This is a genomic window from Verrucosispora sioxanthis (assembly GCF_010560025.1).
Lineage (GTDB): Bacteria > Actinomycetota > Actinomycetes > Mycobacteriales > Micromonosporaceae > Micromonospora > Micromonospora palythoicola.
Genome location: NZ_SAIY01000004.1, coordinates 582,644 through 606,849, shown reverse-complemented (window position 1 = coordinate 606,849; position 24,206 = coordinate 582,644). Strand labels below are relative to the sequence as shown.

Sequence of the window (24,206 nt, the reverse complement as noted above, 5' to 3'; positions counted from 1 at the left end):
TACGCCTGGCGTCGCAAAGGTGGGGTTCTCGTACGCTGTGCCCGCGAGAGTCCCCCTCGATACGCGGTGTCGGCTTCCATCCGGCTGCCGGTGCCGCCCCGACAACTCCCTTCCGGCGGCCCCGACGCCCCGGTTGGAAAGGACAAGGTGCACTGATGAGAAGGCTGACCCGTACGGTCGCCGCGGCCACGATGGCCACCGCGCTCGCCCTGGTCTCCGCGTGCAGCAGCGGCTCGGACGACGCTGACGGCAACGACGTCGGCTCGTCCCTGGAGCAGGTGACCTACCTCACCTCGTTCGGCAACTTCGGGCGCGACGCCTACGCCTGGGTGGCCAAGGAGAAGGGCTACTTCAAGGACGCCGGCTTCGACGTCGAGATCAAGCCGGGGCAGGGCACCGGCTCCGTGATCCAGACGGTCGTCGGCGGTCAGGCGCACTTCGGCCCGATCGACCTGACCGGTGGACTGCTCCAGCTCGGCAACGGTGACGCCAAGGACTTCGTCGCGGTGGCCGCGATCCAGCAGCGCACCATGGCGGCCATCGCCACCGTCGACGGCACGGGCATCACCACCCCGAAGGACCTGGAGGGCAAGACTCTCGCCGACACCCCCGGCTCGGTGGTCCGCAACCTCTTCCCGACCTACGCCCGGATGGCCGGCATCGACTACACCAAGGTGAAGTGGGTCAACGGCGAGGCGCAGACCCTGATGGGCACGCTGGCCTCCGGTTCGGTCGACGGCATCGGGCAGTTCGTCGTCGGTCAGCCGACCATCGAGGCGGTGACCAAGAAGAAGGCCGTCCTGCTGCCGTACAGCAACGTGATGCAGGACCTCTACGGCAACGTGCTGATCACCTCCAAGCAGTACGCCACCGAGAAGCCCGAGCAGGTCAAGAAGTTCACCGAGGCGCTGCTCAAGGGCCTGGAGTACGCCCTGGCGAACCCGCAGGAGGCGGCCGAGATCCTGGCCAAGAACGCCGAGGCGGTCGTGCCCGCCGCAGCGGCCGCCGAGCTGCAGTTGATGGCGGGCTACGTCCGTTCCAGCAACTCCGGCACGGCACTGGGCACGCTGGACAGCGGCCGGGTCGCCAAGAGCATCGCGATCCTGCGTGGCGCCGGCGCTCTCAAGTCGGACCTCACCCCTGACCAGATCATCGACTTCAACCTGGCACCGAAGGCCTGAGGCCGCTCGGTACCGCACGGAGTACGCCGCACCGCCTTCGTCGGTGCGGCGTACTCCGCTCCCCGCTCATGACGATGCACCGAACGCAGGAGGATCCGATGACCGACGTCCGTCCACGGCAGCCGGAGGCGACGCTCGCGCCCGAGCAGTCCCCGGCCGCACCGCGTGGCCGACGGTGGCGGGCGGGTGGCCTGCGCTCGGGTACCGCGGCCGCGCTGCTACCGGCCGCCGGGCTGCTGGTCGCGCTCGGTGGCTGGTGGCTGGTGGCCCGGCTGGAGCTGATCCACCCGGCCGCCCTGCCGCCGCCCGGTGACGTGCTCACGGCGTTCTCCGCTCGGCCGGCCCGACTGCTGGAGCACACCGTCGCCACCACCGGCGAGATCCTGCTCGGCTTCGCCCTCTCGGCGGTGGCCGGGGTGCTGATCGGCCTGGCGCTGGCGGCCTCCCGGACGGTCGAGCGGATGTTCACCCCGCTGCTGGTCGCGGTCAACGCCGTTCCGAAGATCACCCTGGGGCCGCTGCTGGTGGTGGCGCTCGGCTGGGGTCAGAAGCCGATCCTCACCATGGTCTTCCTGCTCTGCTTCTTCCCGATCGTGCTGTCCACCGCCACCGGGCTCACCACCACTCCGGCCGAACTCGCCGAACTGGTGCGGTCCTGGAACGCCTCCCGTTGGCAGGCGTTCCGCAAGGTCCGCTTTCCCGCCGCGCTCCCGCAGATCTTCGTGGGCCTCAAGGTCGCCATGCCGCTCGCCGCGATCGGTGCCGTGATCGGTGAGTTCCAGGCCGGTGAGGGTGGTCTCGGTTACGTCATCCAGCAGTACGCCGGCATCGGCGACACCGCTACCGCGTGGGCCGCGATCATCCTGGTCGCCCTGGTCAGCATCGTGCTCTACGCCGCGCTGGTGCTCGTCGAGCGGCGTAGCCTGCCCTGGCTGCGGGAGACCACCTCCAGCCGCTGACCACACCAGCCATGCAAGAGATCACGGTCGATCGTCCCCCCGGTTCGCAGGTGTGGCCGCACCGCGACCGGCGGAGGGATCAAGCCTGACCGCCCGGAGCCGGTTGCGGTGCGGCCACACCCACCGCAACCGGCGACCGACCGATCAGCCGGCCAGACGCCACCGGCCGTTGCGGGCGATCAGGGTCGTCAGCGCCTGCGGCATCAGCCCGGAGTGGTTGTCCGGCGTCATCCGGATCGGACCGGACAGGCCGTCCAGCTGGGACGTCTCCAGCACGTCGCGCAGGCGTTTCCGGTCGACCTCGCCGATGGGGCCGCCAGCCCGCAGCTCCGCGTCGGCGATGAGCTGGATCGCGTCCGCGGCGAACGAGGCGGAGCCGTGGTAGCCGCCGTACCGGGCGGTGTAGTCCTGGAACCACTGACGGCGGGCGGCCTTCGCGGGGGTGGTGGCGATCACGTCGTCGATCACCATCGTCTGGGTGAAGACCAGGGTGGCCCGTTCGGCCGACCGGGCGGCCGAGCCGAGGAAGAGGTCGCCGGCGGCCGAGGCGTCGAGGAACAGGGCGCCGGTGTAGTCGGCCCGCTCGACCGCGCTGGCGGCGAGCATCGCCTGCTCCGGTGGGGTCCAGATGACCAGGGCGTCGGGATCGGCCCCGGTCAGCCTGCCGGCCTGCCCGTCCAGTTCCGTGTCGGTGCCGCGGACGGACGCCTCGGCCAGCACCCGGATGTCGACCTTGTCGAACTCGCGGCGCAGCGCGGCGGCACCCTCCTGGCCGTAGGCGTCGTCGCTGCGCAGGAGGCCGACCGTGTCGATGTTGCGGCGGCGCAGTTCGACGGTGAGGGCCGCGGCGTTGTCGTCGGCGTTCGGGGCCAGTTTGAACATGTAGCGGCGTTCCGCGACCGGGTTCACCACGGCACCGGCCGCCGCGAGTGCCACGGTCGGTATCTGGTTCTCATTGACCGTGCGCACCGCACCGAGGGCGCATTCGTTGCAGCCGCCCATGATGATGGCGGTGACCCGCTTATCGTTGCTGAAGTCGACGATGTTGCGCAGTGACTCACTGGCGTCGGAGCGGTTGTCCTTGAACAATAGTTCGACCGTACGGCCGTTGAGTGCGCCCGAGGCGTTCAACTGATCGCGCTTCAGTTCCAGGGCTTGCCGGTACGCCTCGCCGACCCCGGCCGAGGCGCCGGAGAGTTCCAGGTCGGCGGCGATCACGATCGGGCTCGTGTCCTGCTCCTCCCCGCCGAACTGGCAGCCGACGAGGGTGGTGGCGAGCAGGGTCGACACGAGCGCCGTGGCGGTCGCGGAGCGGAACGGGGTCAACTGGGTCCTCCTGATGCGGCACGGGCGGGGCCCGGTCACCGGCGGCTCATCCGTCCTCTGTGGATAATGAGACGGCTCTGCCGTACCGTGTGCGCGAAGCCTGCAAAACCTTGCCAATGCCGGGCTCTGCGGTCAAGCGGGTCAGCGAAGGCGTTTCGGGACACCGATCCCACATGTTGGTGTAACCAAATGTTTTCAAATGCTCACTGTGGCGACACGTGTGGCCACTCTGGAGTTACATGCCCTGTTCAGGGGCGCTGTGGAAATGTAGGTATTAGTTGACCGGATCACGGGTTGCGTGCCGTCCGACCGTTTCCTGCCCTCCTGCGGCTTCCCAAACACGATCTCGTCTGATGAAATCGCGGCCGTGCCGCGCGTGGCGCCGGCTGTCGCCCGGCGCCCGGGTCGGCGGTTCTGGCGGGAAGAAAACGACGGAGGCGATGTCGTGAGCACCGGACCGACGACCCTGCCCGCCAGTGGTGACGCCGCGCCGCGGAGCGGCGGTCGGCTGCCCCGGCTGCGCGACGCCCGGATCCGGTCCAAGCTGGCGCTGATCCTGGTGGTCCCGGTGGCGGCGGTCATCGCACTGGCCACGGTCCGCCTGGTCTCCGTCGGCGAAGGTGCCTACGACGCGAGTCAGTCCCGCGCCCTCACGGCGCTGTCCATCGACGTTTCCGCGCTGACGAACGACCTGCACGCCGAACGGATGGCGGCGGCGGCCTACCTCGCCGCACCGCAGCAGCGGGCCGACGCGTACAACCTGCGGGTCCGCGAGACCCAGCAGCGGATCGACGAGTACCGCGCGGAGCGGGCCCGGGTCGGCGACGCACCCGCGGCGATCCGCGACCGGCTCGCGGCCATCGACGCGCACCTGGACACCCTCGACGGCACCCGGCAGGAGGTGCTCGCCCGCCAGCAGATGGAGGTCGCCGAGGCGGTGCTGCGCTACGGCGTGGTCCTCGACGACCTGGTCGCCTACGGCGACGGGCTGGCCCAGCTCCCCGGCGGCGAGGAGGTCGGTGACACCCGGCGGGCGGTCGCCGCCTTCGCTCGGGCGAAGGCGGCCGTCGCCGAGGAAGAGGCGGTCGCCTTCACGGCACTCAGCGCCGGCCGGCTGGACAACGAGCAGTTCTCCGCCTTCGTGGCCACCCTCACCGGGCAGCAGGAGGCGCTGGTGGCCTTCTCGCTCGCCGCCGACCCGGTGCAGCGTGCCCTGGTCGAGAGCACCGTCTCCGGTGACGCGGTGGTGCTGGCCGACCGGATCGCCACCGACCTCAGCAGGTCGGTCAACCAGCGTGCGCCGTTCACCGCGCAGGAGGCCACGGCGGCGATCGGCGCGGTGAACGAGCTGATGCGGTGGGCCGAGATCGAGCTGCAGAACCGCCTGCTGGCCCAGGCCGAGCAGGCCCGCTCGGACGTCATCCTGCAGGCCGTCGTCGAGACCACGCTGGTGCTGCTCACCCTGATCATCGCGGTGACCCTGGCCGTGGTGCTGGCCCGCTCGCTCAACCACTCCCTGCGTCGGCTGCGCGAGGGCGCGCTCTCGGTGGCCAACCACGATCTGCCGGAGGCGGTGCGTCGGCTCCAGGGAATGGGCAACGTCAGCGACGGCAGCGTCGATGAGATCGTTCGCGAGGTACGTGACCCGATCCAGCTCAACAACCGCGACGAGGTGGGGCAGGTCGCCCTGGCCTTCAACGTCGTGCACCGGGAGGCGGTCCGGGTCGCGGCCGAGCAGGCGGCCCTGCGGAGCAGTGTCTCGGCGATGTTCCTCAACCTGGCCCGACGCAGCCAGACTCTGGTCGACCGCATGATCGGCGAGCTGGACGCGATCGAGCGCGGTGAGGAGGACCCGAAGCGGCTCGCGCAGCTCTTCGAACTCGACCACCTCGCCACCCGGATGCGCCGCAACGACGAGAACCTGCTCGTGCTGGCCGGGGCCGACTCGGCCGTGCCGCGCCGCGACGACGCCCTGCTCGTGGACGTGCTGCGGGCCGCGCAGTCCGAGGTGGAGCTCTACAACCGGATCGAGTTCGGCACCGTCGACACCGACGTGTCCGTGGCCGCCCACGCGGTGAACGACGTGGTGCGGCTGGTGGCCGAGCTGCTCGACAACGCCACCCGCTTCTCGCCGCCCAACACCACCGTGGTGGCCGACGGACGGCGCATTCGGGACTACGTGCTCATCCAGATCGAGGACCGTGGTCTCGGCCTCTCCGACGAGCAGTTGGACTCGCTCAACCGCCGGCTCGCCGCGCCCTCCGCAGTCGACGTCGCGGCGTTCCGCCTGATGGGTCTGGCGGTGGTGAGCCGGCTCGCGGCCCGCTACGGCATCCGGGTCGAGCTGCGTCGCAACGTCGAGGGCGGCACTGTCGCGCAGGTCACCCTGCCCGCCGCCACCGTGGTGCTGCCCAGCCTGCGCGGTCGCGACCAGGCGATCACCCGACCCCGGCAGCCGCTCGCGGTCGAGCAGAACCCGCTCGCGTCGGTCGGCCGCGGCGATCCGGCCGGCGTCACCGGGCGCAGCACCACCGCGACCCTGGTCGACCGGTGGCACAACGGCACGGGCGCCGGCACGCCCTGGCCGGGAACGGAGGCGGCCCCCGCCGACCCGCCGCCGACCCGCACGCCGCCGCCGGCCTTCAACGGGTTCAACGCGGGTTCGCCGACGGTCGCGCAGCCCACCCTCGACCCGCTGTCGCACCGAGGCGCCGGCAACCACGGCCAGCACGCCGATCCCGGCCTGCCGGTGGGACCGGTCGCGGGTGCGGGCGGCACCGCGTCGGCGGGATTCTCGCCGGCCGCCGGTCAGCACCCCGGTGGCGGCGATGTCGACGGCTCCGGCTTCCGTGGGCTCGGTGCCAGCCTGGCCGCCACCGCACCACCCCCGACGCGCCCGATCACCGTGCCACCCGAGCAGTCCTCCGATTCGCCGATCTTCCGGGAGATGGAGGCGGTCTGGTTCCGGTCGCACGGCAACGACGTCACCACGATCTTCAGCCGGCCGCAGTTCGACGAACCAGCCCCGCAGGCGGCCGCCAGCCCACCGGCGCCACCTGTCGAGCCGACCAGGGGACGGAGTCCGTTGCCCACCCGCACGCCGGGTGCGGCCGCCGCCGCGACGCCTGCGCCGCCACCGTCGTACACTTCCTCGTCCGCCAGCACGGCTGGTCCGGCGCCGAGCGCGCCGCCGACCTCGCCCGCGCCACCACCGCCGTCCGCGCCACCGCCGTCCACCCGGCAGCCCGAAACCGGCCAGCCGGAGGACGACGCCTGGCGGACGGCGGCCGACGAGCGGCTGATCCAGCGGCGGCCGAGCCCACTCCCGCCGGCACGACCCGGTCGGGGCTGCCCAAGCGGGTGCCCCAGGCACAGCTCGTGCCCGGTGGCATCGAGCCGCGCGGGCGTGAGCACGGCCGCCGGACCCCCGACGAAGTACGCGGTCTGCTGTCGGCGTACCACCGTGGTGTCCAGCGTGGTCGGACGGCTGGAGCGAGTCAGAACAGCACCTCGATCAAGGAGACGAGCCGATGAACAGGCCAGCGGCCATACAGGACATGGGTTGGCTGCTCAGCAACTTCGCCGACAGCGTGGCCGGCATCGCCCACGTCGTGGCGGTGTCCGCGGACGGGCTGTTGCTCGCCTCCTCCCGGGACCTGCCGACGGATCGGGCGGATCAGCTCGCCGCGATCACCTCCGGCGTGGTGAGCCTGACCGAGGGGGCCGCCCGGATGTTCAGCGCCGGCGGGGTCCTGCAGACAGTTATCGAGATGGACAGTGGCTACCTGTTCCTGATGTCCATCAGTGACGGGTCGTCGATGGCGGTGCTCGCGGCGCGTAGCTGCGACGTCGGCCAGGTGGGCTACGAGATGGCACTGCTTGTGGAACGGGTCGGTGCGGCGTTGGTACCGCTGCCCCGGGACGCGGTGCGGTCGTAACGGGTGCACCGGACCGGCGGAAGGCGGAGGAGGTGATCGCGGATGGATCGGCAGCGTGACCCACGGGGTGCGCTGGTGCGGCCGTACGCGGTCACCCGGGGCAGGACCGAGCCGTTGCAGGACATCGCCCTGGAAGCGGTGTTGGTGGCCAGCCCCACGCAGATCGCCGAATCACGTTTCGCCGGGCACGACAAGCATCGCATCGCCACGGTCTGCGAGGGCCGGCCCGAGTCGCTGGCGGAGATCGCCGCGTACACCCGGCTACCGCTGGGTGTCGCCCGGGTGCTGGTCGCCGACATGGTGGCCGAGGGCCTGCTGACGCTACAGACGGCCGCTCCCGCCACAGGTTACGAGGAGCGGATGGAAATGCTGGGAAGGGTGCTGAGTGGACTTCGCGAGCTATGACCCCGCCGGGGCCCGCCAGAGCCGGGGAATCATCTCCGCGAAGATCGTCGTCGCGGGTGGCTTCGGTGTCGGCAAGACCACGCTTGTCGGTGCGATCTCCGAGATCACACCGCTGACCACCGAGGCGGTGATGACCTCGGCCGGCGTCGGCATCGACGACCCGTCCAAGGTGCCGGGCAAGGAGACCACCACGGTCGCCATGGACTTCGGCCGGATCACCATGGCGCAGGATCTGATCCTGTACCTCTTCGGCACGCCTGGGCAGACCCGGTTCTGGTTCATGTGGGACGAGATCATCCGAGGTGCGGTGGGCGCCGCGGTGCTGGTGGACACCCGCCGGATCACCGACGCGTTCGCCCCGCTCGACTACTTCGAGAACCGCAACCTGCCGTACGTGGTCGCGCTCAACCGCTTCGACGGCGCACCTCAGTACGAGTTGGACGAGGTGCGCGAGGCGTTGGCCATCTCGCCGGACGTGCCGTTGGTGATGACCGACGCCCGGCAGCGCGATTCGGTCAAGCGGGTCCTGGTGACCGTCGTCGAGCACGCCATGGCACGGCTGCAGGCCGAGCACGACCGCGGCTTCCCGACCCCGGTCGGATAGGCGGTGACCCGCCGGCCCGGTCGCGGCCGGGCCGGCGGGCTCAGTCGACGCGGAGGCGGTAGCCCCGCTTGACCACCGTCTGCACGACGCGTGGCGCCTTCAGGCCGGCCCGTAGCCGGGCCACCGCCATCTCCACCGCGTGCTCGTCGGCCCCACGTGGCAGCGTCCGCAGCAGGGCGGTACGCGACAGCACCCGGCCCGGCGTCTGCGCCAGCGCCCGCAGCACCGCCATCGGCGCCGGGGCCAGCGGTCGCAACTCGCCGTCGACCACCGCCGCGTGACCGCGCAGGGTGAGCAGGTGCCCGGCGACCTTGATGGTCACCGTACGGCGCGGCAGTTCGTCGACGATGGTGCGGACCAGCGCGCCGAGCCGAGCCCGGCTCGGCGCGCTCACCGGCACCCCGCGTCGGACCAACGGCTCGGCGGTGACCTGTCCGACGCAGCTGGCCAGCACGTCCGTGCGCAGCGCGTCCAGCACCGCCTCGGTGCGATCGCCGGAGGCGCGCAGCAGCGCCTCCACCGCCGGTGCCGAGGTGAAGGTGACCGCGTCGACCAGCCGCCCCGCCACCAGGTCGACGAGCCGGTGCAGCGGCGCCGGATCGGTCGGTGGGGCCCAGCGGTAGACCGGGATCTCGATGACCGTGGCGCCGGCCTCCTCCAGCGCGCGGGTGCACTCCGGTTGCCGCTCGCCGTGCAGCTGCATGGCGATCACCTGACCGGACACCCCCCGTCGACGTAGGTGATCGACCACCTCGTCGCAGCTCTCCGAGGCCGGTGACCACTGGTCGAACAGACCGGCCGCCCGGATCGCCCCCCGAGCCTTGGGCCCCCGGGCCACCACGTACGCGTCACCGAGGATCCCGCGCAGCGGCTCCGCGAGCCCCCAGCCCTCGGCAGCCTCCAGCCAGCCACGCATTCCGATGCCGGTGTTGGCCATCAGGATGTCGGGCGGCCGTTCCAGGCAGGCACGGGTGGCCTCGCGCAGCTCGGTGTCGTCCGCGAGCGGCACGATCCGCAGGGCGGGAGCGAGCACCACCCGCGCACCCCGCCGTTGGAGCAGCGCGGCGAGCTCGTCCCGCCGCCGGTCGGCGGTCACCCCGATGGTGAAGCCGGCCAGTTCCTCGCGCATCAGCCCTCCTGTCGCAGCCGCACCTCGACCATGCCGTTGTGGCAACGGATCTGGTGCCGAGCGACCGAAACGCCCGGCAGGTCGAGACAATCCCCCGTGCGCAGGTCGTACACCTGCTTGTGCAGCGGCGACGCGACCGTCGGCACCTCGCCCCGACTGCCCACGATGCCGCGGGACAGCACGTACGCCCCGGAGACCGGGTCGAGGTTGTCGATCGCGTACAGCCCGTCCGCGGTCCGGAAGATCGCCACCTGCACCCCGGCGACCAGGGCGGCGACGCCCCGGTCCCGGTCCAGGCGATCCAACGGGCAGACGGTGACCCAGCCCAGTGCCGTCGCGGCGGTCATCGGCGCACCTCCGGAAGGCCGAGCGCGACCGGTTGACGGCCCTGCGCCTCGGACGCATGCCCACCGACGGGTACCGGTTGTCCGCGCTCGGTGACGAAGGTGATCGACGGGTCGGGGACCTCCGGCGCGTTGACGAACGAGGTGAACCGGCGCAGCCGGTCCGCGTCGGACAGCACGTCGCGCCACTCGTCCGAGTACGACACCACGTGCCGGGCCATCGCGGCGTCGAGTTCGGCGCAGAGGCCGAGCGAGTCGTCCACGATCACCGCTCGGAGGTGGTCCAAGCCGCCGTCCATCGCCTCGATCCAGGCGGCGGTGCGTTGCAGCCGGTCGGCGGTGCGGATGTAGTACATCAGGAACCTGTCGATCAGGGTGACCAGCGCCTCGGTGGACAGGTCGGTGGCGAACAGGTCGGCGTGCCGGGGCCGGAAGCCACCGTTGCCGCCGACGTAGAGGTTCCAGCCGGTTTCCGTGGCGATCACACCGAAGTCCTTGCTGCGGGCCTCGGCGCATTCCCGGGCGCAGCCGGAGACCGCAGATTTGATCTTGTGTGGGGCGCGGAGACCTCGATAGCGCAGCTCCAGGGCGACGGCCAGGCCGACCGAGTCCTGCACGCCGTAGCGGCACCAGGTTGAGCCGACGCAGGACTTCACCGTGCGCAGCGCCTTGCCGTACGCGTGCCCGGACTCGAACCCGGCGTCCACCAGCCGACGCCAGATCTGCGGTAGCTGGTCGACCCGGGCGCCGAACAGGTCGATCCGCTGCCCACCGGTGATCTTCGTGTAGAGGTTGAAGTCGCGGGCCACCTCGCCGATGACGATCAGCTTCTCCGGGGTGATCTCCCCGCCCGGTATCCGGGGCACGACCGAGTAGCTGCCGTCGCGTTGCAGATTGGCCAGGAAGTGGTCGTTGGTGTCCTGCAACGAGGCCTGCTCGCCGTCGAGGATGTGGCCGTTACCGAGCGAGGCGAGGATCGAGGCGACGACCGGTTTGCAGATGTCGCAGCCCTGTCCCCGGCCGTGCTCGGCGATCAGCCGGGAGAACGTCCGGATGCCGCGTACCCGGACGATGTCGAACAGCTCCTGCCGGCTGACGTCGAAGTGCTCGCAGAGCGCCTTCGACTGGACCACGCCGGCCGCGTCGAGCAACTGCTTCAGCATCGGTACGCAGGAACCGCAGCTCGTCCCGGCCCGGGTACACGCCTTCAGGGCGGCCACGTCGGCGCAGCCGTCCGCGATGGCCGTGTCGATGTCCCCCCGGGTGACCGCGTTGCAGGAGCAGACCTGGGCGGTCGCCGGCAGCGCGCCGGCCGTGGCACCCACCGCGTCGTCGCCGGCCAGCAGGGCCAGCGGTGCGGCCGGCAACGGCCCGCCGACACTGGCGCGCAGCGTAGGGTACGCGCCGGCGTCGCCGACCAGCACCCCGCCGAGCAGCGTGGACGCGTCGTCGGAGAGGACCAGCTTGGCGTACACCCGGGCGGCCGGGTCGGTCCAGGTGACGTCCAGGCAGCCGGGCGTCGCCCCGTGCGCGTCGCCGAAGGAGGCGACGTCGACGCCGAGCAGCTTGAGTTTGGTGGCGGTGTCCGCACCGGGGAAGGTGGCGGCGCCACCGACCAGCCGGTCGGCCACCACCTCGGCCATCGCGTAACCGGGGGCGACCAGGCCGTAGCAGGTGCCGTCGACCGCCGCGCACTCGCCGACCGCGTAGATCCGCTCGTCCGGGCTCCGGCAGGCGGCGTCGACCAGGACCCCGCCGCGCGGACCGATGTCGAGCCCGGCGGCCCGGGCCAGCTCGTCGCGGGGCCGGATGCCGGCGGCCACCACCACCAGGTCGGCGTCGAGCACCGCGCCGTCGGCGAGTTCCAGGGCGGCCACCGCACCGTCCGCGCCGGACCGCAGCGCGGTGGTCGCCACGCCCAGGTGGCAGGCCACGTCCAGGTCCTCGACATAGCGGCGGAGCATCGCGCCACCGGCGGTGTCCACCTGCACCGGCATCAGCCGTGGGGCGAACTCCACCACACTCGTGGTCAGCCCGAGCAGGCGCAGCGCGTTGGCCGCCTCCAGGCCGAGCAGCCCGCCGCCGATCACCGCGCCGGTGCGGCGGTCCTTGGCGTACCGGCGGATGGCCGCGAGGTCGTCGAGCGTGCGGTAGACGAAGACGCCGGCCAGGTCCGACCCCGGCACCGGCGGCACGAACGGGTACGACCCGGTGGCGAAGACCAGCACGTCGTACGGGTGCTCGCCGGTGGTCGTGGTGACCACCCGCCGGTCCCGGTCCACGCCGGTGGCCGGCTCGCCGAGGCGCAACTCCACCCCGTCGTGCGCGGTGTGCAGGTTCAGGTCCTGCTCGTCGGCACCGTCGAAGTACGCCGAGAGCCGCACCCGGTCGTACGCCGGGCGGCTCTCCTCGGCGAGCACCGTGACCCGCCACAGTCCCTGTGGGTCGCGGGCCCGCAGCGCATCCACGAACCGCTGGCCGACCATGCCGTTGCCGATGACGACCACGTTGCCGCCGGTCATCGCCCCACCTCCACGGGATCCGTTCTGGACAACCAGTCGACGATGCCGGCGACCGCGTCGCGGCAGCTGCCGCAACCGGTGCCGGCCCGGGTGGCCGCGACCACGGCGTCGACCGTGCGGGCTCCGTCCCGCCAGCAGCGCACGAGGGCGCCCTTGCTCACCGTGTTGCACTGGCAGACGGTGGCCGCGTCCGGCATCAGCGCCGGTGACGCGGCGGGTGCCGCGACCGCCCCGCCGACGGCGCGGCCGAGCAGCAGCGCCCGCCGGTCGGTGGGCACCGGATGGCCCCGGTCGAACAGCTGGATCACCGTGCCGACCGAGGGGTTGTCGCCGAGCAGGATCGCGGCGGCCAACCGTTCGTCGTGAATGCGCAGCCGGGCGTAGGTACCTCGGGCCGGGTCCGCGAAGGTCAACTCCTCGCCGGGGCCACCTGTCGGGTCACCCATCGCGGCGAGGTCGATGCCGGCCGCCTTGAGCCGGGTGACCACGGGTCGCGGCCGGTACCGGGCCTGTGGGTCCTGCCCGGTCACCAACTGGGCCACCACCCGCGCCTGCGCCCAGGCCGGTGCCACCAACCCGGTGAGCGTGCCGTCGTGCTGCGCGCAGTCACCGATCGCGGAGATCCGCCGGTCGCTGGTGCGCAGCCGGTCGTCGACCAGCACCCCCCGTTCCACGGCCAGGCCGGCCGCGGTGGCGAGGGCGGTGTCGGGGCGTACGCCGCAGGCGAGTACCAGCAGGTCGGCCTCGAGCGACCGACCGTCGGACAACTCCAGCCGTACCCCTGCGGCGTCGGCGCGTACCGCGGTCGGCTCCACCGCCACGTGGGTGGTCACGCCGAGAGCGGCGAGGGTGCCGGCGAGCATGGCACCGGCGGCCGGATCGAGTTGACGGTCCATCAGGTACGGCACCCGGTGCACCACGCCCACGTCGAGCCCGCGCAGTGCCAGCCCTCGGGCGGCCTCCAGGCCGAGCAGCCCGCCACCGAGCACCAGGGCGCGCCGGGCGGTGCCGGCGAGGGCGAGGATGCGTCGGCAGTCGTCCAGGGTGCGGAACGGGATCACCCGTTCCGGCAGGTGCTCCGGGTCGAGCCCGGGCAGCGCGGGCACCACCGCCCGGCTGCCGGTGGCGAGGACCAGGTGGTCGTAGGGGATCCGGTCGCCGTCGTCGGTGCGTACCTGGCCGGTGGCCCGGTCGATCGCGCTGACCGTCACCCCGGTGCGCAGGTCGACGCCGCGACCGGCAACCTCCGCCAACTCCACGTCCGACTCGCCGATCTTGCCGGTGAGCAGGGTGGACAGCATGATCCGGTTGTACGCGGGGTGCGGTTCCGCGCCGAGCACGGTCACCTTCAGGTCCTCGCCACGGGCGTGCAGTTCCGCCGCCACCCGGGCGCCGGCCATCCCGTTGCCGACCACCACGACCCGCTCGCTGTGCCCGGTCATGCCCGCTCCACCCGTACCGCGCAGATCTTGAACTCCGGCATCCCGGAGACCGGGTCGACGGCGTCGTTGGTGACGGAGTTCGCCCGTGCCGGCCCGCCCCAGTGGAACGGCGCGAAGACGGTGTCCGCCCGGATGCCCGGGCTCAGCCGGGCCGGTGCCTGGAACTCGCCGCGCCGCGAGAGCACCCGTACCGGCTCGCCGTCGGTGACGCCAAGCCGCTCGGCGAGATCCGGATGCAGCTCCACGAACGCCTCGGGCGCGGCCCGGCGCAGCGCGGCCACCCGGCGCGTCTGGGTGCCGGACTGGTACTGCGCGAGCACCCGGCCGGTGGTGAAGTGCAGCGGGTAGTCGGCGCACACCTCCTCGGCCGCCGGTCGGTGCTCCACCGGGCGGAACCGGGCCAGCCCGTCGGCGGTGGCGAAGCGCTCGGTGAACAGTCGGGGGGAGTCGGGCCCGTCGTCGTCAGGGCACGGCCAGAAGACGCCGTCCGCGGCGTCGATCCGGTCCCAGCTGATCCCCGCGTAGTCGGCGATGCCGCCGGCCGAGGCCCGGCGCAGCTCGGCGAAGACCACGCACGGGTCCGCCGCCTCCGCCTCGCTCGGTTGGCCGTCCGCCGTCGAGTCGGTGGGCCGCTCGCGCGCCGGGCGATCAGCAGGTGTCGACCCTCGCAGCCGGGCGGAGAGGGCGGCCAGGATCTCCAGGTCGGTGCGGACGCCGGCCGGAGGCGGACGCAGCGCCCGGCGGCGCAGCACCCGTCCTTCCAGGTTGGTCATCGTGCCGTCCTCCTCGGCCCACTGGGCGGTGGGCAGCACCACGTCGGCCAGCGCCGCCGTCTCGGAGAGCAGGAAGTCGGCGACGACAAGCAGGTCCAGGTCGCGCAGGCGGCCCTCGACCCGGGCGGCCCGGGGTGCGGAGACCACCGGGTTCGAGCCGAACACCAGCAGCGCCCGTGGCCCCTGGTCGGTGCCGAGCGAGTCGAGCAGCTGATACGCCGGCACGCCCGGCCCGGGCAGCTCGTCGGCGGGCACCCCCCAGACCCGCGCGACGTGGGCGCGGGCCTCCAGGTCGTCGATCTTGCGGTACCCGGGAAGCTGGTCGGCCTTCTGCCCGTGCTCCCGGCCACCCTGGCCGTTGCCCTGCCCGGTCAGGCAGCCGTAGCCGGAGCCGGGGCGGCCGGGCAGACCGAGCGCGAGGGCGAGGTTGACGAAGCCGGTGACGGTGTCGACGCCCTTGGCGTGCTGCTCGGCGCCGCGGGCGGTGAGGATGATCGCCCGCGCGGCGGTGCCGAGGGCTCGCGCGGTCTCCTCCAAATCGGCCACGGGCACCCCGGAGAGCGCTTCGGCGCGGGCCGGCCACCAGCCCGCCACGGTGCGGCGCACCGCGGTGAACCCGGTGGTACGGGTGGCGACGTAGTCACCGTCGACGTAACCCTCGGTCAGGGCGATGTGCAGCAGCGCGTTGGCCACCGCCAGGTCGGTGCCGGGCAGCGGTTGCAGGTGCAGGTCGGCCTGCCGGGCGGTGGCGGTCACCCGTGGGTCGATCACGATCAGCTTGCCGCCCCGCTCCCGATGCTCGGTCAGCCAGCGCACCAGCGGCGGCATGGTCTCCGCCGGGTTCGCGCCGACCAGCAGCAACGTGTCGGCCCGACCCAGGTCGGACAGCGGGAACGGCAGCCCCCGGTCCATGCCGAAGGCGCGCATGCCGGCGGCCGCGGCCGAGGACATGCAGAACCGTCCGTTGTAGTCGATGTGCCGGGTGCGCAGTGCCACCCGGGCGAACCGACCCAACGCGTACGCCTTCTCGTTGGTGAGCCCACCGCCGCCGAAGACGGCGACCGCGTCGCGGCCGTGCTGCTCCTGCACGTCGCGAAGGCCGGTGGTGATCCGGTCCAGCGCGGCTTCCCAGGTGGCCGGGCGCAGCTCGCCGGTGGCCGGGTCGCGCAGCAGGGGACTGGTCAACCGTTCCGGATGGCTGAGCAGCTCCGGCGCGGTCCAGCCCTTCTGGCAGAGACCGCCCCGGTTGGTGGGGAACTGGCGAGGTAGCACGCTTACCGCGTCGTCCTCCTCGCGCAGGACCATTCCGCACTGGAGGGCGCAGTACGGGCAGTGGGTCGCCACCTCGCGGGGCTCGCGCCCCGGTCGCGTCGCCGGCCGTGCACCGTCTGTCATGTCGGCAAAGCGTGCCGTTGGGCAGTTTCCGGTCCGCGTCCCGTTTGTTTCGGTCCTGTCAAGAGCCGCTCACACCGCACCTCGGCTGGGGGATGGCTCGCGAGGTCTACAATGTGGAACGGATATCCTGGATTGTGGGAGGCTGGCATGAGTGTCGCTCAGGCGTTCGACGCGGCGGCGGATGGCTACGACGCCGCCCGCCGCAGGCTCGTGCCCTGCTTCGACGCGTTCTACACCACGGCCGTCGAGGTGGCCGCGCCACCGTTGCGGGCCGCCCTGGCAGCGGGGCGTACGCCCGAGGTGCTCGATCTCGGCGCCGGGACCGGCCTCCTGTCGTCGCTGCTCTCCGCCGCCGTGCCCGGCGTGCGGCTGACCCTGGTGGACGCCGCGCCGCAGATGCTGGCCGTCGCCGCCGAGCGGTTGGCCGGCCGGGGGGTCGCGCATCGGGTGGTGGTGGCCGACCTGGTCGATCCACTGCCGGCCGGGCGGTACGACGCGGTGGTCAGCGCGCTGGCCATCCACCACCTGGACGACCCCGCCAAGCGCGACCTCTACCGTCGGGCGGCCGCGGCGTTGGTGCCCGGCGGAGTCTTCGTCAACGCCGAGCAGGTGGCCGGCCCGACCCCCGAACTGGACCGGCGTTACCACGACGTCTGGCTGACGCAGGTCGCGGCGCTCGGTTCCGACGCCGCCGAGGTCGCCGCCGCCGAGCGACGAATGGCCTACGACCGCCCCGCCCCGGTGACGGAGCAGTGCCGTTGGTTGACCGAGGCGGGCCTGGCGGACGTCGACTGCTTCTTCAAGGCGTGGCGCTTCGCCGTCATCGGCGGCCGCGCCCTGGGCTGAACCGGCGCCACGAGGTCGCAGATACCCGCCGGCCGATCTGCTGCGTGTCGTGTCGATCCGTCGGTGCTGTCAGCTCGACAGCACCGACAGGGGACATGTTCGGCTGTGGGCTCCGGCGGCGAGGAACACTTCGGGGATGACTAGTAGTCATACCAGCGGGTAGTCTGCTGGAATGACAGCCAAGGTGACTCTGTCGTTCGCCGACGACACGATCGCGGATGCCCGGCGGTTCGCCAAGCGGGAAGGGCTCTCGCTCTCCGCCTGGATGGACCAGGCGGCCCGGGAGAAGGCGTTGCGCGAGGTCTTCGCCGCGCACGCCGCCGCGGTCGGCCGGGCCGGGCTGGACCTGGAATCCGCCTCGCTGGCCGATGCCCAGGAGGTCGGCATGGTCGACGACCTGCTCTTCGGTGGTCCATCGCGTGCTGCGTAGGGGCGAGGTCTGGCGGATCGAAGGGGCCCGGGAGCGCCTCGGTCTGGTGATCAGTTCCGATGTCTACAACTCCACGGCGGTGCCCATCGTGATCGTGACGGAGGTCGTCGAGACAGCGCTGCTGCGCGACTCGCCGCTGGCGGTGTCGATGGGCGACCGGGTGGTGATGCCGGACCGGATCTCCTCGCCGATGAAGAAGTGGTTCACCGAGTGCGTGGACGTCGCGGACGCGGAGACGATGCGCCGGGTGGACCGGGCGTTGCGCATCCTCCAGCAGCTCTGAGCCGACCCGTTCCTCACCGCCGTCGTCGGCACGTGGTGCGATCCCCGTTGCCGGGCCGACCCGAACGGCGAACGCCGCGGTAACGGCGGCTCCCTAGCTTCTGCGGCATGACCACCACGAGCGAGCAGCCGACGGTAATCGAAGAGGAGAGCCTGGACCGCCGACCAGGTCGGTGGATCGGGCACTGGGCACCGGAGGATCCGGCCTTCTGGCGGCGGATCGGTCGCGGTGTCGCCCAACGCAACCTGATCTGGTCGATCTTCGCGGAGCACATCGGCTTCTCCGTGTGGTTGCTCTGGAGCATCGTCGTCGTCCGGCTCGGCGACGCCGGATGGCAGCTGACCACCAGTCAGGCGCTCTGGTTGACCGCCGTGCCCAGCGGGGTCGGCGCGCTGCTGCGACTGCCGTACACCTTTGCCGTACCGGTCTTCGGCGGTCGCAACTGGACCGTCATCTCCGCGCTGCTGCTGATCGTGCCCTGCGCCGGGCTGGCCTGGGCGGTCGAGCATCCGGAGATCGGCTTCGTGTCGTTGCTGCTGATCGCCGCCACGGCCGGGTTCGGCGGTGGCAACTTCGCCTCCAGCATGGCCAACATCTCCTTCTTCTATCCGGAGCGGGAGAAGGGGTGGGCGTTGGGGCTCAACGCCGCCGGCGGCAACATCGGGGTGGCCGTCGTGCAGTTCGTGGTGCCCCAGGTGATCGTGCTGGGCGGCGGGCTCGCGCTGGCCCGGGCCGGTCTGATGTACATCCCGCTGGCGGTGATCGCGGCGGTCTGCGCGTACCTGTTCATGGACAACCTGGTCGAGGCGAAGGCCGACGTGGGGCCGGTCTGGTCGTCGCTGCGGCACCGCGACACCTGGATCATGTCGCTGCTGTACATCGGCACCTTCGGCTCGTTCATCGGCTATTCGGCGGCCTTCCCCACCCTGCTCAACTCGGTGTTCGGCCGGCCGGACGTCGCACTGGCCTGGGCGTTCCTCGGCGCGGGGGTGGGCTCGCTCTGCCGGCCCTTCGGCGGCCGGCTGTCCGACATCGTCGGCGGGGCCCGGGTCACGGTGGCCAGCTTCGTGCTGATGGCGGTCGGTGCCCTGGGCGCGCTCTGGTCGGTCGAGCAGCGCAGCATGGGTCTGTTCTTCGTGGCGTTCCTGCTGCTCTTCGTGGCCACCGGCGTGGGCAACGGCTCGACCTACCGGATGATCAGCAGGATCTTCCAGGTCAAGGGCGAGGAGCGGGGCGGCACGCCGGAGATCATGCTGGCGATGCGCCGGCAGGCCGCCGGTGCTCTGGGCATCATCTCCGCGGTCGGTGCCTTCGGCGGTTTCCTGGTGCCGATCTGTTACGCCTGGGCCCGGTCGACCTACGGTGGCATCCAGCCGGCGCTGCGCTTCTATGTCGGATTCTTCCTGGTGCTGCTCGTGATCACCTGGGTCGCGTACCTGCGTCCCGGCAGTCGGATGGCGCGCGCCGGGGTGTGACGGTCGTCATGCCGGCCTCCGCGCGCCCCGCCGGTCGGACCCCGTTTTGACCGGCCGGCGGGGCTGCGGGTATCGTTGCCTGCTGTTGTACGACATCTGTGGGCGTGCCGCCTGAGGTACGCTTGGTCGTTCGTGCGCGCTGGTCCGGCTGGGATGTCCTGGTCACCTCGGCGCGCTACCCCAGACCGACGACGAGACAAGGTAGACCTGTGCGTACGTACAGCCCGAAGCCGGGTGAGATCGAGCGTCAGTGGCACGTCATCGACGCCTCTGATGTCGTGCTGGGCCGCCTGGCCACCCACGCCGCCACGCTGCTGCGGGGCAAGCACAAGCCGACTTTCGCGCCGCACGTCGACACGGGCGACTTCGTCGTCGTCGTGAACGCGGGCAAGGTCGCGCTGACCGGCAACAAGCGCCAGCAGAAGATCGCTTACCGGCACTCCGGTTACCCGGGTGGCCTGAAGCAGGTCGGCTACGAGGAGCTGCTGGCCAAGCGCCCCGAGCGGGCCATCGAGCTGGCGGTGAAGGGGATGCTCCCGCACAACAAGCTCGGCCGTCAGCTCATCAAGAAGCTGAAGGTCTACGCCGGTGCCGAGCACCCGCACGGCGCGCAGCAGCCGGTGCCGTTCGAGATCAAGCAGATCGCGCAGTGAGCGCGGGCGAAGGAAGCAGCATGACCGACATCACCGCCACCGAGGTCGCCCCTGAGGCCACCGAGGCGCCGGCGCCCGTCGCGCGCGCGCCTCGTGGTGACCGCCCGATCCAGACCGTGGGTCGGCGCAAGGAGGCCATCGTCCGGGTGCGCATCGTGCCGGGCACCGGCAAGATCACTTGCAACGGGCGTGACCTGGAGGCGTACTTCCCGAGCAAGGTGCACCAGCAGCTGATCAAGGATCCGCTGGTGACCGCCGAGAAGCCCGAGGCGTTCGACGTCATCGCCAACCTGCGCGGCGGCGGCACCACCGGCCAGGCCGGTGCGCTGCGGCTGGCCATCGCCCGGGCGCTGATCGTCAGCGAGCCCGACGACCGCCCGGCGCTGAAGAAGGCCGGCTTCCTGACCCGGGACGCCCGGGTCAAGGAGAGCAAGAAGTACGGCCTCAAGAAGGCCCGTAAGGCTCCCCAGTACTCGAAGCGCTGATCTCCAGCCGCACCTTGTACTTCTGACGGACGGCCGGTCCGCCTCCCCTCGACGGGGAGGTGGGCCGGCCGTTTCCGTTGCCGCACGACAAGGCGTTTCTCCTAGCATCGGCAGTTCATCGGAGGTTTGTGGGTATGGGCCGGTTGTTCGGCACGGACGGCGTACGCGGGCGGGCGAACGCCGACCTCACCCCGGAGTTGGCACTCTCGGTGGCCGTCGCGGCCGCCCACACCCTCGCCGAGTCGGATCGTGGCCGCGCTCCACTGGCCGTGGTGGGCCGGGACACCCGGGCCAGCGGCGAGATGCTCGAGGCTGCCGTGGTGGCCGGCCTGACCAGCGCGGGCGCGACGGTGATCAGGGTCGGCGTGCTGCCCACCCCGGCGGTGGCGTTCCTCACCGCGGAGGCCAAGGCGGACCTCGGCGTGATGCTGTCGGCCTCGCACAACCCGATGCCGGACAACGGGATCAAGCTGTTCGCCGCCGGCGGGCACAAGCTGCCCGACGAGATCGAGATGCGGATCGAGGCGGCCATCGAGGCCAACGCCACCACCGCCTGGGCGCGCCCGGTCGGCGCGGGGGTGGGCCGGGTGCACGACCTGCTCGACGGCGCGAGCCATTACGTGCAGCACGTCGCCGGGACGGCGCCCCACCGTCTCGACGGGATCAAGGTCGTGGTCGACTGCGCCAACGGCGCCGCCGCCGAGGTGGCCCCGGCGGTCTACCGGGAGGCCGGCGCCGAGGTGATCGCGATCAACGCCGAGCCGGACGGGCTCAACATCAACGACGAGTGCGGCTCCAACCACATCGAGGCGCTGCGCCAGGCGGTGGTGGAGCACGGGGCGCATCTCGGCATCGCCCACGACGGTGACGCCGACCGGTGCGTGGCGGTGAGCGCCGACGGCGAGGAGGTCGACGGCGACCAGGTGATGGCGATCCTGGCGCTGGCCATGCGGGAGGCCGGCACGCTGACCGGTGACACCCTGGTCGCCACCGTGATGAGCAACCTCGGTCTGCGCCTGGCCATGTCCGCGGCGGGCATCCGACTGGTCGAGACCAAGGTCGGTGACCGGTACGTGCTGGAGGAACTGCGCGCCTCCGGGCTGGCCCTCGGCGGCGAGCAGAGCGGGCACATCGTGATGCCGGCGTACGCCACCACCGGGGACGGGGTGCTGACCGGACTGCACCTGATGGCCCGGATGGCCGCCACCGGCCGTACGCTGGCGGACCTCGCCAGTGTGGTGACCAAGCTCCCGCAGGTGCTGATCAACGTGCCGGTGGGTGACCGCACCGTCGGTGCCGCCGCACCGGCGGTACGCGCCGAGGTCGAGCGGGCCGAGGCCGAGCTGGGCGAGACCGGCCGGGTGCTGCTGCGCCCCTCGGGTACCGAACCGCTGGTCCGGGTGATGGTCGAGGCCGCCACCGAGCAGACCGCCCGCGACGTCGCCGAGCGCATCGCCGCCCACGTCCGCACCGCCAGCCCGGCCTGACCCTGACCGCCCGCCAGTGATCGGCTCCACCGTGGTCGGACGGACGTCCCCCTACTGTGTAGGGTGCCGTGGGACGATGACCGCCGGCCGCCGTAGGAGCGGACACCACGTATCACGGGGGTGACTGTGTCCCACCCAGGGTCTCCTGGTTTCGTCGGGCAACCCGTCGACAGTGCGGTGGACGAGGCGCCGCCCAGCGCACCGCAGACCTGGCTCGGGGCCCGCTGGGGCCGGCTGCTCATGATCTTGATTGTCCTGGGGCTGATCATCGGCTCCGTGGCGACACCGTGGTCCGAGGTGACAATCGAGGTACTGGGCAGCAGGGCCGGCTCGCTCCTCTACCAGGACTCCACAGTCGGGCTCAGCGTCACGGATATCGGCGGGTGGGGATGGGCCTACCTGCTCCTGGTGGGGCCGTTGGTGCTGCTGACGGTGGCCTCGGTGGTGTTGCCCGGGTACGCGGGACGGGCCGCCACGGTCGCGGCGGGTGGCGCCCTGCTGGCCATGTCGACGGTCCTGGTCGGTGCCGCTTATCGCCTCTCGTCGACGCCGGACGAGGGCGCCGCCCGCTGGGCTGAGGTGGTGCGCCAGGTGGCGCCCGTCCTGGACCGGGACTACGGGGCCATCTGGTTCGGCTACGAAAGCTCCGGGCTGACGTTCGCGGTGCTCGCCGTGGCGGCCCTCACCGCGGTGGTGCTGACCGGCTGGTGGCCGGGCTCCGGTCGGATCGTCGCTGCCGCGGCCGGCACCCTGGCGCTGCTCGCCGGCCTCGCGCTGCCCTGGCTGACCGTGTACGGCGCGACCGCGAACGAACTGGACCGGCGCAACGTCTGGTGGCCCACCTTCGGCACCGCGTCGGTGCTCACCATGGTCGGCACGCTGGCACTCGCCGCCCTGACCTGGTGGGCCGCGCTACGCCGGTCGACCCGGGGCCGGCTGCCCCTGCTGCTCGTCACGGTGCCGGTGGCCGGCGCGCTCGTCCTCATGCACGACTACCTCGGGCTGGACCCTGAGGAGTGGCAGGACGCGGCCGAGCGTGCCCGCTACCTCGCGGTCGCCGACGACATCCGTTCGGCAGCCGAGCTCGCGCAGCTCGCGCCCATGCTCTTCCTCGCGGCGATGGTGCTGGCCTGGTCGGCGGCGCGGCGGCGGGCCCGGGCCGCACGGTCACCGGTCGTCGCGGTGCCGACCGAAACCCGCCCGGCCCACGGTCCGGGCTGACGGCGCGTCGGTCACCGGACCTCGGGCAGCCGCCGCAGCCGGGTCACCGCCTCGGCCAGCACCTCCTGGCGTTTGCAGAAGGCGAACCGGATGAGCCGGCGACCGGCCTCGGGGTCGTCGTAGAAGACCTGCGTGGGTACCGCCACCACGCCGGACCGCTCGGGCAGCGTACGGCAGAAGCCGACGCCGTCGGTGCCGCCGAGGGCGGTGATGTCGGCGGTGACGAAATACGTGCCCTCCGGGGTGTACACGTCGAACCCGGCCGCGGTCAGCCCGTCGATCAGTTGGTCGCGGCGGACCTGTAGGTCGGCCCGGAAGGCGGTGAAGTAGTCGTCGGGCAGGGCGAGTGCCACCGCCACCGCGGGTTGCAGGGGCGCGGCGTTGACGTAGGTGAGGAACTGCTTGACCCGCAGCAGCGCCGACACGAGCGCCGCCGGCCCGCTGGCCCAGCCCACCTTCCAGCCGGTGCAGGAGAAGGTCTTGCCGGCCGAGGAGATCCGCAGGGTGCGCTCACGCATTCCGGGCAGCGTGGCCAGCGGTACGTGCCCGCTGGTGGCGTCGGTGAAGGCCAGGTGCTCGTACACCTCGTCGGTGACCGCGTACGCGCCGTGCTCCTGGCAGAGTTCGGCGACCAGGGTCAGCTCGTCCGGGGTGAACACCTTGCCGGTCGGGTTGTGTGGCGAGTTGAGCAGCACCAGCCGGGTCCGGGCGCTGAACGCGTTCCGCAGGTCGTCGGGGTCGAAGGCGTAGCGCCCGTCGACGCCGGGACGGAGGGTCACCGGTCGCCGGGTCGCGCCGGCCAGGGCGATCGAGGCGGCGTACGAGTCGTAGTAGGGCTCGAAGCAGACCACCTCGTCGCCGGGTTCGCAGAGGGCGAGGATGGCCGCGGCGACGGCCTCGGTGGCGCCGGCGGTCACCACCACCTCGCCGTCCGGGTCGTACTCCAGGCCCCAGAAGCGGCGTTGGTGCGCCGCCACGGCCGCCCGTAGTTCGGGGATGCCGGGGCCGGGCGGGTACTGGTTGTGGCCGGTGTTCAGGGCCTGCGTCGCGGCGGCGAGCATCTCGGGTGGGCCGTCGGTGTCCGGGAAGCCCTGCCCGAGGTTCACCGCGCCGGTACGCAGGGCGAGAGCGGACATCTCGGCGAAGATCGTCGTCCCGAACGGGCGCATCCGGGCCACCAGCGGGTCGACATCGTGGCTCGTCACGCCCGTCAGGGTACGGGTGTGACGAGCCGAACCGCCTGCCACCCGAGCGCGTGCTTTGTCGCTCCGATGGCCACGATCGCCGGATCGCTCAAGTTCAGTGATT

The 24,206-nt window shown here is 72.0% G+C and carries 20 protein-coding genes and 1 pseudogene; 14 read left to right on the top strand and 7 right to left on the bottom strand.

Annotated features, from left to right (window positions below; genetic code table 11):
• Positions 1-155 precede the first annotated feature (155 nt).
• Positions 156-1,181, top strand: a complete 1,026-nt coding sequence (locus ENC19_RS15505; RefSeq protein WP_164447862.1) for an ABC transporter substrate-binding protein — start codon at positions 156-158, stop codon at positions 1,179-1,181.
• A gap of 98 nt (positions 1,182-1,279) precedes the next feature.
• Positions 1,280-2,140 carry an ABC transporter permease gene (locus tag ENC19_RS15500; RefSeq protein WP_164447861.1) on the top strand — a complete coding sequence of 287 codons (861 nt, stop codon included), beginning with the start codon at positions 1,280-1,282 and terminating at the stop codon, positions 2,138-2,140.
• A 144-nt stretch (positions 2,141-2,284) separates the two neighbouring features.
• Here ENC19_RS15500 and ENC19_RS15495 read toward each other — a convergent pair whose 3' ends face one another.
• Positions 2,285-3,466, bottom strand: a complete 1,182-nt coding sequence (locus ENC19_RS15495) for an ABC transporter substrate-binding protein (protein ID WP_164447860.1) — start codon at positions 3,464-3,466, stop codon at positions 2,285-2,287.
• A 445-nt stretch (positions 3,467-3,911) separates the two neighbouring features.
• Between ENC19_RS15495 and ENC19_RS15490 the strand changes: the two are divergent.
• The 4 genes and pseudogenes from ENC19_RS15490 (at position 3,912) to ENC19_RS15475 (ending at position 8,413) form a co-directional block, all read left to right on the top strand.
• Positions 3,912-7,000, top strand: a pseudogene (locus ENC19_RS15490) (sensor histidine kinase).
• On the top strand, positions 6,997-7,404 hold the full coding sequence (locus tag ENC19_RS15485; protein WP_099849649.1) for a roadblock/LC7 domain-containing protein: 408 nt from the start codon (positions 6,997-6,999) through the stop codon (positions 7,402-7,404). The pseudogene ENC19_RS15490 and the gene ENC19_RS15485 overlap by 4 nt, the downstream one beginning before the upstream one ends.
• A gap of 42 nt (positions 7,405-7,446) precedes the next feature.
• Positions 7,447-7,809 carry a DUF742 domain-containing protein gene (locus tag ENC19_RS15480; protein ID WP_164447859.1) on the top strand — a complete coding sequence of 121 codons (363 nt, stop codon included), beginning with the start codon at positions 7,447-7,449 and terminating at the stop codon, positions 7,807-7,809.
• Positions 7,790-8,413 carry a GTP-binding protein gene (locus tag ENC19_RS15475; protein WP_093403661.1) on the top strand — a complete coding sequence of 208 codons (624 nt, stop codon included), beginning with the start codon at positions 7,790-7,792 and terminating at the stop codon, positions 8,411-8,413. The genes ENC19_RS15480 and ENC19_RS15475 overlap by 20 nt, the downstream gene beginning before the upstream one ends.
• Positions 8,414-8,453: 40 nt before the next feature.
• Here ENC19_RS15475 and ENC19_RS15470 read toward each other — a convergent pair whose 3' ends face one another.
• Genes ENC19_RS15470 through ENC19_RS15450 form a run of 5 tightly spaced genes read right to left on the bottom strand, consistent with a single transcriptional unit; the run spans position 8,454 to position 15,928 of the window.
• Entirely contained in the window at positions 8,454-9,542 is a 1,089-nt protein-coding gene (locus ENC19_RS15470; RefSeq protein WP_164447858.1) for a uroporphyrinogen-III synthase, read from the bottom strand.
• Positions 9,542-9,889, bottom strand: a complete 348-nt coding sequence (gene nirD / locus ENC19_RS15465; protein ID WP_164447857.1) for a nitrite reductase small subunit NirD — start codon at positions 9,887-9,889, stop codon at positions 9,542-9,544. Before nirD ends, ENC19_RS15470 begins: the two co-directional genes overlap by 1 nt.
• Positions 9,886-12,408 (bottom strand): nitrite reductase large subunit NirB, encoded by a 2,523-nt coding sequence (gene nirB, locus ENC19_RS15460; protein ID WP_164447856.1) that lies wholly within the window; start codon positions 12,406-12,408, stop codon positions 9,886-9,888. Before nirB ends, nirD begins: the two co-directional genes overlap by 4 nt.
• A complete protein-coding gene (locus tag ENC19_RS15455; protein ID WP_164447855.1) occupies positions 12,405-13,850 on the bottom strand; it encodes an FAD-dependent oxidoreductase in 1,446 nt (481 codons plus the stop codon). Before ENC19_RS15455 ends, nirB begins: the two co-directional genes overlap by 4 nt.
• Positions 13,847-15,928: a molybdopterin oxidoreductase family protein gene (locus ENC19_RS15450; protein ID WP_235944827.1), complete on the bottom strand. Its 2,082-nt coding sequence runs from the start codon at positions 15,926-15,928 to the stop codon at positions 13,847-13,849. The genes ENC19_RS15455 and ENC19_RS15450 overlap by 4 nt, the downstream gene beginning before the upstream one ends.
• Positions 15,929-16,165: 237 nt before the next feature.
• On the opposite strand from ENC19_RS15450, the gene ENC19_RS15445 reads away from it, so the two are divergent.
• The 8 genes from ENC19_RS15445 (at position 16,166) to ENC19_RS15410 (ending at position 22,898) form a co-directional block, all read left to right on the top strand.
• Entirely contained in the window at positions 16,166-16,864 is a 699-nt protein-coding gene (locus tag ENC19_RS15445; RefSeq protein ID WP_164447853.1) for a class I SAM-dependent methyltransferase, read from the top strand.
• A gap of 172 nt (positions 16,865-17,036) precedes the next feature.
• Positions 17,037-17,294, top strand: coding sequence for a hypothetical protein (locus ENC19_RS15440; protein ID WP_164447852.1), 258 nt, complete (start codon positions 17,037-17,039; stop codon positions 17,292-17,294).
• A complete protein-coding gene (locus ENC19_RS15435) occupies positions 17,272-17,577 on the top strand; it encodes a type II toxin-antitoxin system PemK/MazF family toxin (protein WP_216592867.1) in 306 nt (101 codons plus the stop codon). The genes ENC19_RS15440 and ENC19_RS15435 overlap by 23 nt, the downstream gene beginning before the upstream one ends.
• 107 nt (positions 17,578-17,684) lie before the next feature.
• On the top strand, positions 17,685-19,052 hold the full coding sequence (locus ENC19_RS15430; RefSeq protein ID WP_164447850.1) for a NarK family nitrate/nitrite MFS transporter: 1,368 nt from the start codon (positions 17,685-17,687) through the stop codon (positions 19,050-19,052).
• Positions 19,053-19,261: 209 nt separating this feature from the next.
• Positions 19,262-19,705, top strand: coding sequence for a 50S ribosomal protein L13 (rplM, locus tag ENC19_RS15425; RefSeq protein WP_093411456.1), 444 nt, complete (start codon positions 19,262-19,264; stop codon positions 19,703-19,705).
• A gap of 20 nt (positions 19,706-19,725) precedes the next feature.
• Complete coding sequence (gene rpsI, locus ENC19_RS15420; protein ID WP_018784602.1) at positions 19,726-20,190, top strand: 30S ribosomal protein S9; 465 nt, start codon at positions 19,726-19,728, stop codon at positions 20,188-20,190.
• Positions 20,191-20,324: 134 nt separating this feature from the next.
• A complete protein-coding gene (gene glmM, locus ENC19_RS15415) occupies positions 20,325-21,677 on the top strand; it encodes a phosphoglucosamine mutase (protein WP_164447849.1) in 1,353 nt (450 codons plus the stop codon).
• A 126-nt stretch (positions 21,678-21,803) separates the two neighbouring features.
• Positions 21,804-22,898 (top strand): hypothetical protein, encoded by a 1,095-nt coding sequence (locus tag ENC19_RS15410; protein ID WP_164447848.1) that lies wholly within the window; start codon positions 21,804-21,806, stop codon positions 22,896-22,898.
• An 11-nt stretch (positions 22,899-22,909) separates the two neighbouring features.
• On the opposite strand, the gene ENC19_RS15405 is transcribed toward ENC19_RS15410, so the two are convergent.
• Complete coding sequence (locus ENC19_RS15405) at positions 22,910-24,103, bottom strand: pyridoxal phosphate-dependent aminotransferase (protein ID WP_164447847.1); 1,194 nt, start codon at positions 24,101-24,103, stop codon at positions 22,910-22,912.
• Positions 24,104-24,206 lie beyond the last annotated feature (103 nt).